The sequence below is a fragment of the Caballeronia temeraria genome, from assembly GCF_001544795.2.
GTDB lineage: Bacteria > Pseudomonadota > Gammaproteobacteria > Burkholderiales > Burkholderiaceae > Caballeronia > Caballeronia temeraria.
Genome location: NZ_FCOI02000041.1, coordinates 17895 through 34675, shown reverse-complemented (window position 1 = coordinate 34675; position 16781 = coordinate 17895). Strand labels below are relative to the sequence as shown.

General features: G+C 64.0%; 16 protein-coding genes. 9 read left to right on the top strand and 7 right to left on the bottom strand.

The genetic code is table 11. The features are described from left to right. The first annotated feature begins 6 nt into the window (after window positions 1–6). From AWB76_RS34115 to lpxC, 5 genes are all read left to right on the top strand, one after another. Entirely contained in the window at window positions 7–759 is a 753-nt protein-coding gene (locus tag AWB76_RS34115) for a cell division protein FtsQ/DivIB (protein ID WP_061164507.1), read from the top strand. A 26-nt stretch (window positions 760–785) separates the two neighbouring features. Next, window positions 786–2018: a cell division protein FtsA gene (gene ftsA / locus AWB76_RS34110; protein ID WP_008342980.1), complete on the top strand. Its 1233-nt coding sequence runs from the start codon at window positions 786–788 to the stop codon at window positions 2016–2018. A 124-nt stretch (window positions 2019–2142) separates the two neighbouring features. Then, window positions 2143–3351 carry a cell division protein FtsZ gene (ftsZ, locus tag AWB76_RS34105; RefSeq protein WP_061164506.1) on the top strand — a complete coding sequence of 403 codons (1209 nt, stop codon included), beginning with the start codon at window positions 2143–2145 and terminating at the stop codon, window positions 3349–3351. A gap of 289 nt (window positions 3352–3640) precedes the next feature. Next, a complete protein-coding gene (locus tag AWB76_RS34100; protein WP_061164505.1) occupies window positions 3641–4144 on the top strand; it encodes a peroxiredoxin in 504 nt (167 codons plus the stop codon). 264 nt (window positions 4145–4408) lie between these two features. Next, on the top strand, window positions 4409–5326 hold the full coding sequence (gene lpxC / locus AWB76_RS34095) for a UDP-3-O-acyl-N-acetylglucosamine deacetylase (protein WP_061164504.1): 918 nt from the start codon (window positions 4409–4411) through the stop codon (window positions 5324–5326). A gap of 47 nt (window positions 5327–5373) precedes the next feature. Here the strand turns inward: lpxC and AWB76_RS34090 are convergent, their stop codons facing one another. Beyond that, the gene (locus tag AWB76_RS34090; RefSeq protein ID WP_061164503.1) at window positions 5374–5859 is read right to left on the bottom strand and encodes a DciA family protein; all 486 of its coding nucleotides are present in this window, start codon (window positions 5857–5859) and stop codon (window positions 5374–5376) included. A 288-nt stretch (window positions 5860–6147) separates the two neighbouring features. Here AWB76_RS34090 and secA point away from each other — a divergent pair, with 288 nt between their 5' ends. The 4 genes from secA (at window position 6148) to AWB76_RS34070 (ending at window position 11644) form a co-directional block, all read left to right on the top strand. Further along, entirely contained in the window at window positions 6148–8961 is a 2814-nt protein-coding gene (gene secA / locus AWB76_RS34085; protein WP_061164502.1) for a preprotein translocase subunit SecA, read from the top strand. Window positions 8962–9120: 159 nt separating this feature from the next. Then, complete coding sequence (argJ, locus tag AWB76_RS34080) at window positions 9121–10350, top strand: bifunctional glutamate N-acetyltransferase/amino-acid acetyltransferase ArgJ (protein WP_061164526.1); 1230 nt, start codon at window positions 9121–9123, stop codon at window positions 10348–10350. A gap of 2 nt (window positions 10351–10352) precedes the next feature. Continuing rightward, the gene (locus tag AWB76_RS34075; RefSeq protein ID WP_061164501.1) at window positions 10353–11216 is read left to right on the top strand and encodes an ATP-binding protein; all 864 of its coding nucleotides are present in this window, start codon (window positions 10353–10355) and stop codon (window positions 11214–11216) included. After that, window positions 11213–11644 carry an NUDIX domain-containing protein gene (locus tag AWB76_RS34070; RefSeq protein ID WP_061164500.1) on the top strand — a complete coding sequence of 144 codons (432 nt, stop codon included), beginning with the start codon at window positions 11213–11215 and terminating at the stop codon, window positions 11642–11644. The genes AWB76_RS34075 and AWB76_RS34070 overlap by 4 nt, the downstream gene beginning before the upstream one ends. A 13-nt stretch (window positions 11645–11657) precedes the next feature. Here the strand turns inward: AWB76_RS34070 and yacG are convergent, their stop codons facing one another. From yacG to AWB76_RS34040, 6 genes are all read right to left on the bottom strand, one after another. After that, window positions 11658–11849 (bottom strand): DNA gyrase inhibitor YacG, encoded by a 192-nt coding sequence (gene yacG / locus AWB76_RS34065; protein ID WP_061164499.1) that lies wholly within the window; start codon window positions 11847–11849, stop codon window positions 11658–11660. 64 nt (window positions 11850–11913) lie between these two features. Further along, window positions 11914–12669 carry a cell division protein ZapD gene (zapD, locus tag AWB76_RS34060; protein ID WP_061164498.1) on the bottom strand — a complete coding sequence of 252 codons (756 nt, stop codon included), beginning with the start codon at window positions 12667–12669 and terminating at the stop codon, window positions 11914–11916. Between the two features lie 170 nt (window positions 12670–12839). Then, a complete protein-coding gene (gene coaE, locus AWB76_RS34055) occupies window positions 12840–13445 on the bottom strand; it encodes a dephospho-CoA kinase (RefSeq protein ID WP_061164497.1) in 606 nt (201 codons plus the stop codon). A 15-nt stretch (window positions 13446–13460) separates the two neighbouring features. Continuing rightward, window positions 13461–14372, bottom strand: a complete 912-nt coding sequence (locus tag AWB76_RS34050; RefSeq protein WP_061164496.1) for a prepilin peptidase — start codon at window positions 14370–14372, stop codon at window positions 13461–13463. Window positions 14373–14403: 31 nt separating this feature from the next. After that, window positions 14404–15609, bottom strand: coding sequence for a type II secretion system F family protein (locus AWB76_RS34045; RefSeq protein WP_061164495.1), 1206 nt, complete (start codon window positions 15607–15609; stop codon window positions 14404–14406). Further along, window positions 15606–16772 (bottom strand): GspE/PulE family protein, encoded by a 1167-nt coding sequence (locus AWB76_RS34040; protein ID WP_061164494.1) that lies wholly within the window; start codon window positions 16770–16772, stop codon window positions 15606–15608. Before AWB76_RS34040 ends, AWB76_RS34045 begins: the two co-directional genes overlap by 4 nt. Between the last annotated feature and the right edge of the window lie 9 nt (window positions 16773–16781).

Below are 16781 nucleotides of genomic sequence, written 5' to 3'. Positions count from 1 at the left end.
GAAACCATGTGGAACAACGTTCGCCATCTCAACCTCGCCGCCAATGCGCTGCACGTCGTGCTCGTGCTGCTGCTTCTGGGCGCCGCGGGGTACTGGGCGATCCAGCGTCCCGAGTTTCGCCTGCGCGAAATTCAGGTCGACGGAGACACGGCGCACATCAGCACGCCGGTCGTGCGGGCGAGCGTGGTCGGTCACCTGAAGGGCAACTACTTCACGGTGGATCTGGATGCCGCGCGCGCCGCGTTCGAACAGGTGCCGTGGGTCCGTCACGCGAGCGTGCGGCGCGTATGGCCGAACGCGCTCGCGGTGACGCTGGAGGAATACAAGCCGCTCGGCACGTGGGGCAACGATCAGCTGGTGAGCGTCGACGGCGATCTCTTCACCGCGAACCAGGGCGAGCTCGACGACGACCTTCCCGCGTTCGATGGGCCCGAGGGCACGGCAAAGGAAGTGGTCGCGCGGTATCACGATTTCGAGAAGTGGTTCGCGCCGCTCGACGCGAAGCCGGAGGAAGTGACCTTGTCGCCGCGTTTCGCGTGGACGGTCAAGCTTTCGAACGGCACGCAGATCGAGCTGGGCCGCGAGCGTAACCAGGACACGCTGAACGACCGTTGCAAGCGTTTCGTCGCATCGTGGCCGTCCGTCACGGGGCGCTGGGGGAAGGACATCGAATATGCGGATTTGCGGTACCCGAACGGCTTTGCCATACGAGCCGCGAACATGCGCTTCATAAACGACACCGACAAGGCCAAGAAGTAAGCAGACATCACAGGCATGAGCACGCTATGAGCAAAGACTACAAAGACCTGCTGGTTTCCCTCGACATCGGAACGTCGAAGGTGGTCGCGATCGTCGCCGAACTGAAGGGCGAAGGCCACTACGAGGTGATCGGACTCGGTCAGAGCGACTCGAAGGGGTTGAAGAAGGGCGTCGTGGTCAATATCGAGGCCACGGTGCAATCCATCCAGCGCGCGCTCGAAGAAGCCGAACTGATGGCGGATTGCAAGATCACAAACGTATTCACCGGAATCGCGGGCAGCCATATCCGCAGTTTCAATTCGAGCGGCATGGTCGCGATCAAGGACAAGGAAGTCACGCAGGCGGATGTCGCGCGCGTGATCGAAACGGCCAAGGCGATCAACATCCCGACCGATCAGCAGGTGCTGCACATCCTGACGCAGGAATTCATCATCGACGGGCAAGAGGATGTGCGCGAGCCGATCGGCATGAGCGGCATTCGCCTCGAAGTGAAGGTGCACATCGTGACGGGCGCGGTGAGCGCGGCACAGAACATCGTGAAGTGCGTGCGCCGCTGCGGGCTCGAAGTGAACGACCTCATTTTGCAACCGCTCGCTTCGTCGCTGGCGGTGCTGACCGAGGACGAGAAGGAGCTGGGCGTGGTGCTCGTCGATATCGGCGGCGGCACGACGGACATCGCCATCTTCAGCGAAGGCGCGATCCGTCATACAGCCGTGATTCCGATCGCAGGCGATCAGATCACGAGCGACGTCGCGATGGCGCTGCGCACGCCCACTCCGGACGCGGAAGACATCAAGGTGAGCTACGGCATCGCGAAGCAGGCGCTCGCCGATCCGGACGAGATGATCGAAGTGCCGGGCCTGGGCGAGCGCGGTCCGCGCACCCTGTCGCGTCAGGCGCTCGCGGCGGTGGTCGAGCCGCGCGTCGAAGAGCTGTTCTCGCTGGTGCAGCAGGTCGTGCGCGAGTCGGGTTACGAAGAGCTGCTGTCGAGCGGCGTCGTTTTGACCGGCGGCGCGGCGATGATGCCCGGCATGGTCGAGCTCGGCGAAGACATCTTCCTGAAGCCGGTGCGCATCGGCGTGCCGGAGTATGCGGGCGGTCTCGCGGACGTGGTGCGCAATCCGCGCTACTCGACCGCAATGGGCCTGCTCGCCGAAGGCCGCTCGCAACGCATGCGCGGACGCAAGGTCGCGGTGCAGAACGGTTCGATGGGACAAGTGTTCTCGCGGATGAAGGACTGGTTCCTCGGGAATTTCTAAGCAATACGCAGCACGCAACAAGCAACAAAAAGAATCACGCGCCGGTACAGGCGGCTGGCGCGCGACAAGGGGTTGCCCGATCTCTCGTCGAATAACGCCGATCTTCATTCTTGACGGAGGCAACATGGATTTCGAAATGCTGGAAACGGAAACCAACGGAACGATCATCAAGGTCGTGGGCGTTGGTGGTGCTGGCGGCAACGCTGTTCAGCACATGATCAACCGCGGCGTGCAGGGCGTCGACTTCATCGTGATGAACACCGACGCGCAAGCGCTCGCTCGTTCGCGCGCACCTGCGGTTCTGCAACTGGGCATGACCGGTCTCGGCGCAGGCGCGAAGCCGGAGAAGGGCAAGGAAGCCGCGGAAGACGCACGTGAGCGTATCGCCGACGCACTGCGCGGCGCGCACATGGTGTTCATCACCGCCGGCATGGGCGGCGGCACGGGCACGGGCGCAGCACCGGTGGTCGCGCAGATCGCCAAGGAAATGGGCATTCTGACGGTTGGCGTCGTGAGCAAGCCGTTCGAGTTCGAAGGCGGCCGCCGCATGCGCGTCGCGGAAGCGGGCTCGCAGCAACTGGAGGATCACGTCGACTCGCTGATCGTCGTGCTGAACGACAAGCTGTTCGAGGTGATGGGCGACGACGCCGAGATGGACAAGTGCTTCCAGTGCGCGGACGACGTGCTGAACAACGCAGTGGCCGGTATCGCGGAAATCATCAACGTCGATGGCCTCGTGAACGTCGACTTCGAAGACGTGAAGACCGTGATGGGCGAGCAGGGCAAGGCGATGATGGGCACGGCAACGGTTGCCGGCGTCGATCGCGCGCGTCTCGCTGCCGAGCAGGCTGTCGCAAGCCCGCTGCTGGAAGGCGTGGATCTGTCGGGTGCGCGTGGCGTGCTGGTGAACATCACGTCGAGCCGTTCGCTGCGTCTGTCGGAAACGCGTGAAGTGATGAACACCATCAAGTCCTACGCGGCTGACGATGCAACCGTGATCTTCGGCGCGGTGTACGACGACGCAATGGGCGACGCCCTGCGCGTGACGGTGGTGGCAACGGGTCTGGGCCGCGCGGCGAAGAAGCAGCAGCAAGCGCCGATGACGCTCCTGCGCACGGGCACCGACAACCAGCCGATCTCGCACGGCCATCAGCCTTCGCACAACACGTACGGCACGCAGCACGGCCAGCCGACGACGGACTACGGTCAGCTCGACACGCCGGCAGTGTGGCGTTCCACGCGTGAAACGGCGGCATCGCACGTGCAGGCGTTGCAGGAAAAGGGCGTCGATACGTACGACATTCCGGCGTTCCTGCGCAAGCAGGCAGACTGACGCGAAGCGCACGTTCTTTGCTGCTGAGTAATCTTTGACGATGCAGCACACCGCGTGCACGCGCTGAACGTCTGGCGCGGATGATGCAGGCTTCGCGTGGGGCGACTGTCCAAGGCCGCGTCCTGATGCAAAATGGACGCCGGGCCGTGGCCAGCCGACCCCCACGAATTTGCCCCTGACGTCGAGGCAGGCAGATTGAAGCCGGGATCGCTGCAAAGACTTTTGGCGCGGTTGCGGGACGATGCAATCGCAAGGATGTCCGCGAGCACTGACGAGGGAAGGACCGAGCATGATCAAAGTGGGTGATACGTTGCCTGACGTGCGTCTCTTCGAGTTCATCGATGAGGCCACCGAAGGCTGCGCCGTGGGACCGAATGCGTTCCAGGCGCGCGAGCGGTGCGCCGGCAAGCGCGTGGTGATCTTCGGATTGCCGGGCGCGTTTACGCCGACGTGCTCCGCCAGACACGTGCCGGGCTATGTCGAGAAGGCGGCGGACTTGTCCGCGGCTGGCATCGACGAAGTCTGGTGCGTTTCCGTCAACGACGCGTTCGTCATGAGCGCGTGGGGACGCGATCTTCAAACCGCGGGCAAGGTGAAGATGATCGCGGACGGCAGTGCGCGTTTCGCTCAGTCACTCGGACTGGATCAGGATTTGTCCGAGCGTGGCATGGGAATCCGTTCCCAGCGCTACGCGATGGTGGTCGACGACGGCGTAGTCAAGACGCTGAATGTCGAAGCGCCCGGCAAGTTCGAAGTCAGCGACGCTCAAAACATCCTGGCGACGTTGCGCTGAGTGCAGCGGCCGTCGCGTTGCCCGCGCGCAACGCTGAACGCGCCCTCGCACTGAGCCGCAATTTGGGGCCGATGACCGGAAATGCCTCCATTCCGGGCATCGGCCCGTTCTACTTCACAATTTCGCTGCCGTGGCGTAACACAGGGAAACAGTTGATACCAGCTGGATCAGGACGGCGTGCGACAGATGGAGTATAATTCGGCCTATTAGAATTTAACGCACGATTGATTTCCTTTATAGGGAACATAAATCGGAAAGAACATCATGTTGAAGCAGCGAACAATCAAGACCGTCGTCAAAACCGTGGGGATCGGGCTCCACTCCGGTCGCAAGGTCGACCTGACTCTGCGACCCGCGCCCATCGGCACGGGCATCGTGTTTTCGCGTATCGACCTGCCCGAGCCGGTCGACATTCCCGCGTCCGCGATGTCTATCGGCGACACGCGTCTTGCATCCGTGTTGCAGAAGGATGGCGCGCGCGTCTCGACCATCGAGCACTTGATGTCGGCGTGTGCGGGCCTTGGCATCGACAATCTGTTTGTCGACGTGACCGCCGAGGAAATCCCGATCATGGACGGCAGCGCGGCATCGTTCGTGTTTCTGATTCAATCGGCGGGTATCGAAGAGCAGAACGCGCCGAAGCAGTTCATCAAGGTGACGAAGCCCGTCGAAGTGCGCGACGGCGACAAGTTCGCGCGTCTCGAGCCGTACTTCGGTTTCAAGTTGAGCTTCACCATCGATTTCCGCCATCCGGCCGTCGACAAAACCGGTCAGGCGCTGGAAGTGGATTTCGCGACCACGTCGTATGTGCGTGACATTGCCCGCGCCCGCACGTTCGGCTTCGCGCACGAAGTTGAGATGATGCGCGAACTGGGTCTCGCGCGCGGCGGCAGCATGGACAACGCGATCGTGCTCGACGAATACCGCATCCTCAACAATGACGGCCTGCGTTACGACGACGAGTTCGTGAAGCACAAGATGCTCGACGCGATCGGTGACCTGTACGTGGCCGGTCATCCGTTGCTGGCTTCGTACAAGGCGTATAAGGGCGGCCACGCCATGAACAACATGCTGCTGCGCGAACTGCTTGCGAACGAAGACGCTTATGAAATCGTCACGTTCGACGATACGCAAAAAGCGCCGCGCGGCTTCGGTTTCGACACGCAGACGGCGTTTGCCTGAACACGAACGTCAACGAAGCAAGATAAAAATGAGCGGCCCTGCGCCGCTCATTTTTTTTGTCCGCGCGCCTGATGTCGCGCGGCCATGCGCGCGAGCGCTTCCTGCAAAGGCGACGGCTCGAGCGATTCGGCCAGATCGTGCAGCGCCGACGCGCCCGCCGCCGACATGCGCGCCTGTTTCGGCGGCGCGGATTCTTTCATCGGCTGCGGGCGAACGCGAATTTTGAGTGCGTTGACGGCCCAGCCGCGTTGTTGCAGATCCGCAAGCAGGCGCGGCTCGATATGCCGCAGCCGCGCCGCCAGCGCGTTATGCGCGGCGAAGAGCGCGAGCACGCCGTCCTTGATGAAGCCCGGCTCGACATTCGACGCCAGATAATCCGGCAGAAGCGAGCTCAGGTCGCGTTGCAGCGCCGCCACTTGCTCGACGCCGGCGCGCAGTGCGCGGAACGCATCGGTGCGATCCAGCACGTCCGCGACGGCTTGCGGGCGGCGCGGGTCGAAACCCGATCTTGAATTTGTAGAAAAGCGGCTCATTTTTGCTTAGGCGGATGCCCGACGGAACTGTTCGATTGTACGCGAGGCAGGCCGTCGTTCCCGCGGGACGGCCTTTACGGAAGCTGCCTGCACGCAAGCTTTCAACCGGTTGACTGTCGCGTTCCGTCTACGCACGCGTGGGCACACGGACGCAAGGTCTGCCAGACTCGCGTGCTAAAATTCCCGATTCGAATTTCACCTAATGGACTTAAGTCGCCGAGGTTCTCCGAGCCCGGACGCAGCTTGGTGCTTGCGCCCGTCCGAAGCCGCGACGCAGACACTGATCCGATGACGACCGGTTTCCTTCAGAAGATTTTTGGCAGCCGCAATCAGCGGCTGGTCAAGCAGTATCAAAAGACCGTTGCGGCGATCAATGCCCTCGAGCCGACCGTCGAGAAGTATTCGGACGATCAGCTGCGCGCCAAGACCGATGAGTTCCGTCAGCGCGTCGCGGGTGGCGAATCGCTCGACGTGATCCTGCCCGAGGCGTTCGCCGTTTGTCGTGAGGCGAGCAAGCGCGTCCTGAAGATGCGCCACTTCGACGTCCAGCTCATCGGCGGCATGGTCCTGCACTACGGCAAGATCGCCGAAATGCGCACCGGCGAGGGCAAGACGCTCGTCGCGACGCTCGCGGCGTATCTGAACGCGCTCTCGGGCCGCGGCGTGCACGTCGTGACGGTCAACGACTACCTCGCCCAGCGCGACGCCGAATGGATGGCGCGCCTCTACAACTTCCTCGGTCTCTCGTGCGGCGTGAATCTGTCGCAGATGGAGCACTCGCAGAAGCAGGAAGCGTACGGCGCGGACATCACCTACGGCACGAACAACGAGTTCGGCTTCGACTATCTGCGCGACAACATGGTCTACGAGACCGAAGCGCGCGTGCAGCGGCCGCTCAATTTCGCGATCGTCGACGAAGTGGACTCGATCCTCATCGACGAAGCGCGTACGCCGCTCATCATCTCCGGTCAGGCTGAAGATCACACCGACCTCTACGTGCGCATGAACGCGCTGCCGCCGCTGCTCGAACAGCAGATCGGCGAAGAGAAGGCGGACGGCACGGGCGTCGAAAAGCCGGGCGACTACACGCTCGACGAGAAAGCGCGCCAGGTGTTCCTGACGGAATCGGGCCACGAGAAGGCCGAGCGTCTGCTCGCCGAGTGGGGCCTGATCGGCGAGGGCGAAAGCCTTTACGCGCCGCAGAACATCACGCTGATGCACCACATCTATGCCGCGTTGCGCGCGCATACGCTCTTCCTGCGCGATCAGCACTACGTGGTGCAGAACGGCGAAGTCGTGATCGTCGACGAATTCACGGGCCGCATGATGACCGGCCGCCGCTGGTCGGACGGTCTGCATCAGGCCGTCGAAGCGAAGGAACACGTCCAGATTCAGGCGGAGAACCAGACGCTCGCGTCCATCACGCTGCAGAACTATTTCCGCATGTACGCGAAGCTGTCCGGCATGACCGGCACGGCGGACACCGAAGCCTACGAGTTCAACGAAATCTACGGCCTCGAAACGGTCGTGATTCCGACCAACCGTCCGCCGAAGCGCGTCGACAAGCAGGATCAGATCTACAAGACGTCGAAGGAGCGCTACGACGCGGTGATTCGCGACATCCGCGAGTGCGTCGAACGCGGCCAGCCGACGCTTGTCGGCACCACGTCGATCGAAGCGTCCGAATTGCTGTCCGGCCTGCTCGGACAAGCGGGCGTGAAACATGAAGTGCTCAACGCGAAGCAGCACGCGCGCGAAGCGGCGATCGTCGCGGAAGCGGGCCGCCCGGGCGCGGTCACCATCGCGACGAACATGGCCGGTCGCGGCACGGACATCGTGCTCGGCGGCAACGTCGAGAAACAGGCGTCGTTCATCGAAGCGGATTTGTCGATTCCCGAGGAAGAGAAAGCCGCGCGCATCCAGAAGCTGCACGACGAATGGCAGGCGCTGCACGATCACGTGAAGGCCGCGGGCGGTCTGCACATCATCGGCACCGAGCGTCACGAGTCGCGCCGTATCGACAACCAGTTGCGCGGCCGCGCGGGCCGTCAGGGCGATCCGGGTTCGTCGCGCTTCTATCTGTCGCTGGACGATCCGCTTCTGCGCATTTTCGCGGGCGACCGCGTGCGCGCGATCATGGATCGCCTGAAGATGCCGGAAGGCGAGCCGATCGAAGCGGGCATGGTCACGCGTTCGATCGAAGGCGCGCAGCGCAAGGTCGAAGCGCGCAACTTCGATATCCGCAAGCAACTGCTCGAATACGACGACGTCTCGAACGATCAGCGCAAGGTGATCTACCAGCAGCGCAACGAACTGCTCGAAGCGAACGACGTGCAGGAAACCATCGCCGCAATGCGCCAGAGCGTGATCGGCGACGTGGTGCGCACGTTCGTCCCGGCGGGCAGTATCGAAGAACAGTGGGAAGCGCCGGAGCTGGAAGAAGTGCTGCGCAACGACTGGTCGCTCGATCTCGCGGTCCAAGAGATGATCAACGAGTCGAATTCGATCGACGCCGAAGAGATCTGCGAAGCCGTCCTCGCCGCTGCCGACGAAGCGTACGAAGCGAAGGTCGCGATGGTTGGCCGCGAATCGTTCAGCGCGTTCGAGCGCTCGATCATGCTGCAGACGCTCGACAGCCGCTGGCGCGAGCATCTCGCCGCGCTCGATCACTTGCGTCAGGGCATCCATCTGCGCGGCTATGCGCAGAAGAACCCGAAGCAGGAATACAAGCGCGAGGCATTCGAGTTGTTCGCCGCGATGCTCGATGCCGTGAAGCAGGAAGTCACGCGCGTCGTGATGAACGTGCAGATCCAGTCGCCGGAGCAGCTCGAGCAAGCCGCCGAGCAGTACGAAGAGAAGGGCAGCCATCTGGAGAACGTGTCGTTCACGCACGCGGACTTCAACGCGCCGGCCGCGGAGCCGACGCCCGCCGCGGCAGCAGCGAGCGCCACCGCGCAGATGGTCAGTCAGGCGATGGCCGCCGGCGACGACGTCAGCGTGGCGACGCATCCCTCGGACGACGTGCCGAAGGTCGGCCGCAACGATCCGTGCCCGTGCGGCAGCGGCAAGAAGTACAAGAACTGTCACGGCAAGCTGGTGTAATCGGCCGGTGACTTTATGAACAAGCGACGCAGCGATGCGTCGTTTGTCTTTGCAGCATCCATCATTCACGGCGCCGGTTCAATTCCGCTGGCCGGCGTCAGTCTTCCATCATGTGCCGGTTCCGTGAGCCGGCACGCGCCACTTCAGCGAGACGCGAACATGGCCGTCAATTTCCCCTCGATCGATCCCGCAGCGCTTCATCCCGTTGCCGGCGTCACGCTCGGTTACGCCGAGGCGAACATCCGCAAGCCCAATCGCAAGGACGTGCTCGTCATTCGCGTCGATGAAGGCGCGAGCGTCGCGGGCGTGTTCACGCAGAACCGCTTCTGCGCGGCGCCAGTGACGGTCTGCCGCGAGCATCTCGCAGCGGGCAAAGGGATTCGTGCGCTCGTCGTGAACACGGGCAACGCGAACGCGGGCACCGGCGAGCCGGGCATGGCGCACGCGCGCGAAACCTGCGCGGAACTCGCGCGTCTCGCCGGCCTCGACGCGCAGCAAATCCTGCCGTTCTCGACCGGCGTGATTCTGGAGCCGCTGCCGATCGATCGTCTGAAGGCCGGTTTGCCCGCCGCGCTCGCCAATCAGAAGACCGCGCACTGGTTCGACGCCGCGCAAGCCATCATGACGACCGACACGCTGCCGAAAGCGGCATCGCGTCAGGTGACGATCGACGGTCATGTCGTCACGCTGTCGGGCATCAGCAAGGGCGCGGGCATGATCAAGCCGAACATGGCGACGATGCTCGGCTTCCTCGCCTTCGATGCGAACGTCGCGCAGCCGGTGCTCGACCAGCTCGTGAAGCACGTCGCGGATCGCTCGTTCAACTGCATCACGATCGACGGCGATACGTCGACCAACGATTCGTTCATCCTGATTGCATCGGGCAAGTCGTCGCTGCCCGCGATCACGTCGACGGATTCGCCCGCCTACGCCGCACTGCGCGACGCGGTGACCGAAGTCGCGCAGGAACTCGCGCAACTCATCGTGCGCGACGGCGAAGGCGCGACCAAGTTCATGACGATCACGGTGGAAGGCGGCAAGGACGCAGCGGAATGCCGCCAGATCGCGTATGCGATCGGCCATTCGCCGCTCGTGAAGACCGCGTTCTACGCGTCCGATCCGAATTTGGGCCGCATTCTCGCAGCGATCGGTTATGCGGGCGTGACGGATCTCGATGTCGGCAAGATCGATCTCTATCTCGATGACGTGCTGGTCGCGAAAGCGGGCGGACGCAATCCCGAGTACAAGGAAGAAGACGGCCAGCGCGTGATGAAGAAGAGCGAAATTCTGATTCGCGTGGTGCTTGGACGCGGCAACGCGCAAGCGACCGTCTGGACCTGCGACCTTTCGCACGATTACGTGAGCATCAACGCCGACTATCGCTCGTGAGCATGGACAAACTCGAACAATTCCTCACGCGCGCCGAAGCGGTTCTGGCGCGCATCGAAGGCATGTTGCCGCCCGCTGCGCCGGATATCGACTGGGCATCGGCGGTGGCGTTTCGCTGGCGCAAGCGTCAGGGGCGCGGCTTCCTGCAACCGGTGCCAGCGATCTCGCCAATCTCGCTCGATGACCTTCAGAACATCGATCGTCAGAAAGGCCTGATTCAGCAGAACACGCAGCAGTTCGTGAACAAGCTGCCGGCGAACAACGTGCTGCTGACGGGCGCGCGCGGCACGGGCAAGTCGTCGCTGATCAAGGCGTGCCTGAACGCGTATTCGAAGGACGGCCTGCGGCTCATCGAAGTCGACAAGGACGATCTGCACGATCTCGGCGATATCGTCGATCTGATCTCGACGCGGCCCGAGCGCTTCATCGTCTTCTGCGACGATCTTTCCTTCGAGGAAGGCGAGTCGGGCTACAAGGCGCTGAAGGTTGCGCTCGATGGCTCGGTCGCGGCGCAATCGGACAATGTGCTGATTTATGCGACATCGAACCGCCGTCATCTGTTGCCCGAATACATGAGCGACAACGAGACGTACAAGCACACGTCCGATGGCGAGATTCACCCCGGCGAAGTGGTCGAGGAAAAGATTTCACTGTCCGAGCGTTTCGGTCTGTGGGTCAGCTTCTATCCGTTCAAGCAGGACGATTATCTGTCGATCGTCTCGCACTGGTTGAAGCACGTCGGCTGCAATGACGCCGATGTCGAATGCGCACGCGGCGATGCGCTCGTCTGGGCGCTCGAACGCGGCTCGCGCTCGGGGCGCGTCGCGTGGCAATTCGCACGCGACTGGTCGGGACGCAAGCAATGAGCGATTCGCAGACGGATATCGCGCCCGATGGCCGCAAGGTGACGGAAGTGGCCGTCGGCGTGATGGTGCAGCGCGACGGACGCTATCTGCTTGCGCAGCGGCCCGCGGGCAAACCGTACGAAGGCTACTGGGAGTTTCCGGGCGGCAAGCTCGAGCCAGGCGAGAGCGTCGAGGCGGCGCTTTCGCGCGAATTGCACGAGGAACTGGGCATCGACGTCGCCGCGTGTCAGCTCTGGCGCACGCTCGAGCATGATTATCCGCACGCCTACGTGCGTCTCTTTTTCTGCAAGGTGACGGAGTGGACGGGCGCGCCGCTCGGGCGCGAAGGTCAGGCGATCAGCTGGCAGACGCTTCCCGTCGATGTCGCGCCGCTTCTGCCTGCTGCCATTCCGATCCTCGAATGGCTCGAAGAGGAAGAGCGCGAATAACGGCGCTCGAAGCTTAGTTGAGGCCGCCGTGATTGTCTTCGTCCGGCGGCGTTTCCTGCGAATTTCCCGCGATCTTGTACTTTTCGGCCGCCCACGCGCCGAGATCGATCTGCTTGCAGCGCTCCGAGCAGAAAGGGCGAAAGCGGTTTTCGGGAACCCAGCGGACATCCTTGCCGCAGGTCGGGCATTTGACGACAGTGGTCATGACGATTACGAATCGAGTCGGTTACGGACGTTATTTGACCATATGAGGCCAAACCGCTCCCGATTCAAAGGCTGCAAAGCGTCAGATGAAAGGGCACGTCGACATCGACGGCGCGCGGTTTCAGATCGCCGTCCTGCACGGTGAAGCGCACCCACAGCATGTACTTGTTGGCGCTCGCCTCCGGAATCACGCGCGTGTCCGGTGAAACGCGGACCTGCATCAGCTGATACGTGCGGCCGGACAACATCTGCTGATAGCTGCCCTGCATCGCCATGACTTTCGACGCCTGGCCGGATTCGCGTGCGAGCCGCAACACGATGGCCGCCGCGTCGCGCAATGCGAGCATCGGCATGACCCACTTCGCGATGTCCTGACGGCGCTCCTCGACCGGCAACTGCTGCCACGCGTAATACGACGGCAGATCGAATTTGCACGTGCCGCCGGGAATGATCGTGCGGCTGCGGATGCTTGCGAGCCACTCGTTGTCGGCGAGATGCTGACCGGTCTTGCCGTGCATGTCGGTGAGGCCGGTCAGTGTCTGCTCGATTTCGCCGAGCACGGCTTCGAGCGCTTCCTGTTCGATACCCGGATTGCCGCGAAACGGCGCGAGCGTCTGTCGCTGCCGTTCCAGTTCCTTCATGAGGTCGGCCTTGAGGTCCGTGCGGCCCGCGACTTCGGCGATCTCGAAGAGCGTCGTGAGCGCGACGTGATGTTCTCGCGCGTCTTCCTGAGTCAGAAAGAACGTGAAGCGCTCGAACAGGTCTTCGAGGCGCAGCAGCGTCCGGATTCGCTCGTTGAAGGGATACTCGTAAAGGATCAAGCGCGCTCGCCTCAGCGTGGGTCGGTTGCTTCCATGAGCGGAAGTGAGCACATTCTAATGCCGCATCTTCACCCTAGCAAATCGGGGCATATTCACGCGTCAAACTGCTTGTTTCAGCGCAAATCCGGGAACTTTTCGACGATTTGTCGAACTCAGGCGATCGCGTCGCTTCATGCGGATGCGAGCGTCAGATAACGGGCGTGCAGCGCGTCGACCTGCTGCGCGAGCATGTCGAGCGTAGCGGCTTCGTCATTGACGACGATGTCGTCGGCGGCGGCCAGACGCGCCTCGCGGGACGCCTGCTTCGCGATGATCGCGAGCACCTGTTCGCGCGTGAAGCCGTTGCGCCGCATGACCCGCGCGATCTGCGTGTCGACGGGACAATCCACCACCAGCACGCGCGACACGCGGCTCGCCCATTCGCCCGACTCGACCAGCAGCGGCACGACCACGATGTGATACGCGCCCTGCGCCGCGTGCCGCTGCCGTTCCGTCTCGGCGCGAATCAGCGGATGCACGATGCCTTCGAGACGCGCTTTCGCGGTGTCGTCGGCGAAGACGAGCGCGCGCATCTTCGCGCGGTCGAGCGCGCCGTCCGCCGCGATGAAATCGTCGCCGAACTCGCTCGCGATGAGCGGCATGGCGACGCCGCCCGGCGCCGTGATCCGGTGCGCGATCAGATCCGTGTCGATCAGCGGCACGCCGCGCGCGGCGAAGAGATCGGCGACCGTGCTCTTGCCGCTGCCGATGCCGCCGGTGAGACCAATGCTGAACATCCGTTGCTCCTTCGATCATCCCAACAATGCATAGAGCGGCGTTCCGGCGAAGAGCGTGATCGCGCCGCCCGCCGCCAGAAACGGCCCGAACGGCAACGGCTCTTCGAAACGCATGCGCTTGCGCCAGGTCGCGACGATGCCGAACGCGGCGCCCGCGACGGCCGCAATGAGAATGACCTGCGCGAGCGCGGACCAGCCGAGCCACGCGCCGATCGCGGCGAGCAGCTTGAAGTCGCCGTATCCCATGCCTTCGACGCCGCGCACGAGCTTGAAGAGCCAGTACACGCACCACAGAAAGAGATAGCCCGCGATCGCGCCGGTGACGGCGTCGTGCAGCGTCGCGAATCCGCCATCGCCGAAATTGACAATGAGTCCCGCCCAGAGCAGGGGCAGCGTCAGCACATCGGGAAGATAGCGCGTGTCGTAGTCGATGAGGCCGGCCGTCAGCAAAGTCGCGCACAGACCGAACGCGGCCAGCGCGGGCCACGCGGGACCGAACGCATAGAGCGAGAGCGCCGCGAGCGCGCCCGTTGCGAGTTCGGTTAGCGGATAACGCGGGCTCACGCGCGCGCCGCATGCGGAACACCGTCCGCGCAAGGCCAGATAGCTGATGACCGGAATGTTCTCCCACGCGCGCAGCACGTGCTTGCAATGCGGACACGCACTGCGCGGCACGGCGAGATTGAAGCGCTCGGGATACGAATCCGCGGCGGCGTCGGCTGCTTCGGGGATGGCCGCGTCGACTTCCGCGCGCCACGCGCGTTCGAGCATCACCGGCAGACGATGCACGACGACCGTGAGAAAACTGCCGATCACCAGGCCGAACACGACGGCGAACCCGTACTGCACGGCGACGGGAAGCGCCGCGAACGCCGCCAGATAGCGGCTCGCGAAGTGCGCGGTGGACGGATCGAACGAAGGCTGCATGATGGACGAACGGTTGCTTTGGCCCGCGATGCTACACCACGTTGCCGAGCTGAATGATAGGAAGATACATCGCGATGACGAGCCCGCCCACGAGCGCGCCCAGCACCGTGATGACGATCGGCTCGCAGAGACTCGCGAACCCGCCGATGCGTTCGTCCACCTGCCGGTCGGCGAGCGTGGCGAGATCCAGCAGCATCGCATCGAGCGAGCCCGATTCTTCGGCGACCGCGATCGGCTGCACCACGTCCAGCGGAAAGCATCCGGCGGCGCGCATCGCGGCGGCAAGGCGTTCGCCGTTGCGCAGCCGCACGGCGATGTCGACGGTGGCGTCGTCGAACACGCGGTTTCCCGTGGCGTGCGTGAGCGAATCGAAAGCGTCCGACAGCGGCGTGCCCGCCGAAAGCAGCGTGCCGAGCGCGCGGCTCCATCGTGCGACGGCCAGCGAACGCAGCAGCTTGCCCGCGAGCGGAAGGCGCAGCGCGGCGCGATCGGCGGCGGCGCGGGCATCGGGCGAACGTTTCAGCCAGTTCCACGCGACGACCGTCGCGCAAGCGAGCGCAATCGCGAACGGTACGCCGATATTCGCGACGCCATCCGACAGCGCGAGCACGAAGCGCGTCGGCGCGGGCAGCGCGGCGCCGAAGCCATCGAAGATCGTCTTGAAGGTCGGCACCACGCCGATCAGCAAGCCGGCCGTGATCGCGAGCGAAAGCAGCAGCACCATGACCGGATAGGTGAGGGCGGCGCGCAATCTCGCTCGTTGGGCGGCGGCGCGCTCGCGGTCGTCGGCGAGACGGGCGAGCACCGTCGGCAACGCGCCTGCGACTTCTCCGACCGAAACGAGCTGACAATACAACGCACCGAATGCGGCCGGATGCCGCGCGAGCGCGCCTGAAAACGGCACGCCGCGCGTGATGTCGCGAGCCAGCGCACGCACGACGCGCGGCAGTCCGCTGCCGGTCGCGCTGCCGGCCAGCAATTCGAGCGCACCGGCGAGCGGCAGGCCCGCGCGCAGCAGCCCTGCGAGCTGACGCGTGAAGATGGTGACGTCGGCGGTCTTCGTTTTGGGCGGCGGCGCGGCACCGAGCATATCGAGCGTCGTCACGATCACGCCTTCCCGTCGCAGAGAAGCACGGGCGGCGAGCGCGTCGGTGGCGACGATCTTTCCCTGCTTCGACCGGCCTTCGCCGTCCATGCCGCGCCACGCGAAACGCAATTCGAGTGCGTCGTTCATCATTCGACCTCCGTCGCTTCGGCCGCTTCGGCGACGCTCGTCACGCCGTCGCGCACGCGCGCGAAAGCCGCGTCGCGCAATGCGGGCATGCCTTGCCCCTGGGCGGCGCGCGAGATCGCATGCGTCGCCGCGCGCGACACGATCAGCTCGCGCATGTCATCCGATACCGGCATCACCTGATGCACGCCGACGCGCCCCCGATAGCCGATGCCATGACACGCCGGACAGCCGCGCGGCTCGAACGGATGAAAGCCGTCCGCGAGCGGCAGCGCCGACGGCGCGCGGCAGAACTCGCACAGCTTGCGCACGAGCCGTTGCGCGGTGACGAGCTTGAGCGCGGACGCGAGGTTGTAAGGCGCCACGCCGATATCGATGAGACGCGCGATTGCGGCAGGCGCATCGTTCGTGTGCAAGGTGGAGAGCACGAGATGTCCCGTCTGCGCGGCCTTCACGGCGACGTCGGCGGTTTCGGCGTCGCGAATCTCGCCGACCATGATGACGTCCGGATCCTGACGCATGAATGCGCGCAGCGCCACGGCGAACGTCAGCCCGGCCTTCTCGCGCACGCTCACCTGATTGATGCCCGCGAGCTGGATTTCGACGGGATCTTCGACCGAGCACACGTTGCGCGCTTCGGCGTTGAGCATTTGCAGGAAACAGTAGAGCGACAAGGTCTTGCCGCTGCCGGTCGGGCCGGTCACGAGGACGAGACCGTGCGGCGCGCGAATCGCGGATTCGACCGCGCGGCCCTGAGCGTCGTCGAGGCCGAGCACGGCGAGCGACAAATCGGGCGGCAGCGCTTCGAGCCGCCGCAGCACGAGCTTTTCGCCGAAGAGCGTCGGCAACGAATTCACGCGATAGTCGCCGATCCGCCCGCCCGGAAGATTCAGCCGCAGCCGGCCGTCCTGCGGCACGCGCCGCTCGGCGATATCCATGCGCGCCAGCACCTTGATGCGCGTGACGAACGCATCGCGCAGGTGCGGCGGCGGGCGCTTCAGCACGTGCAACGCGCCATCGACGCGCAGCCGGATGCGCCACTCATGCTCGGAGGGCTCGACGTGAATGTCGGATGCGCCGCGCTCGGCGGCTTCGCGCAAGGTATCGGTCAGCAGCGAGACGGCGGGCGTCTCGTGATCGGATGCGGTGTCGCGGGGACGGGAAATCATGGGCGTCGG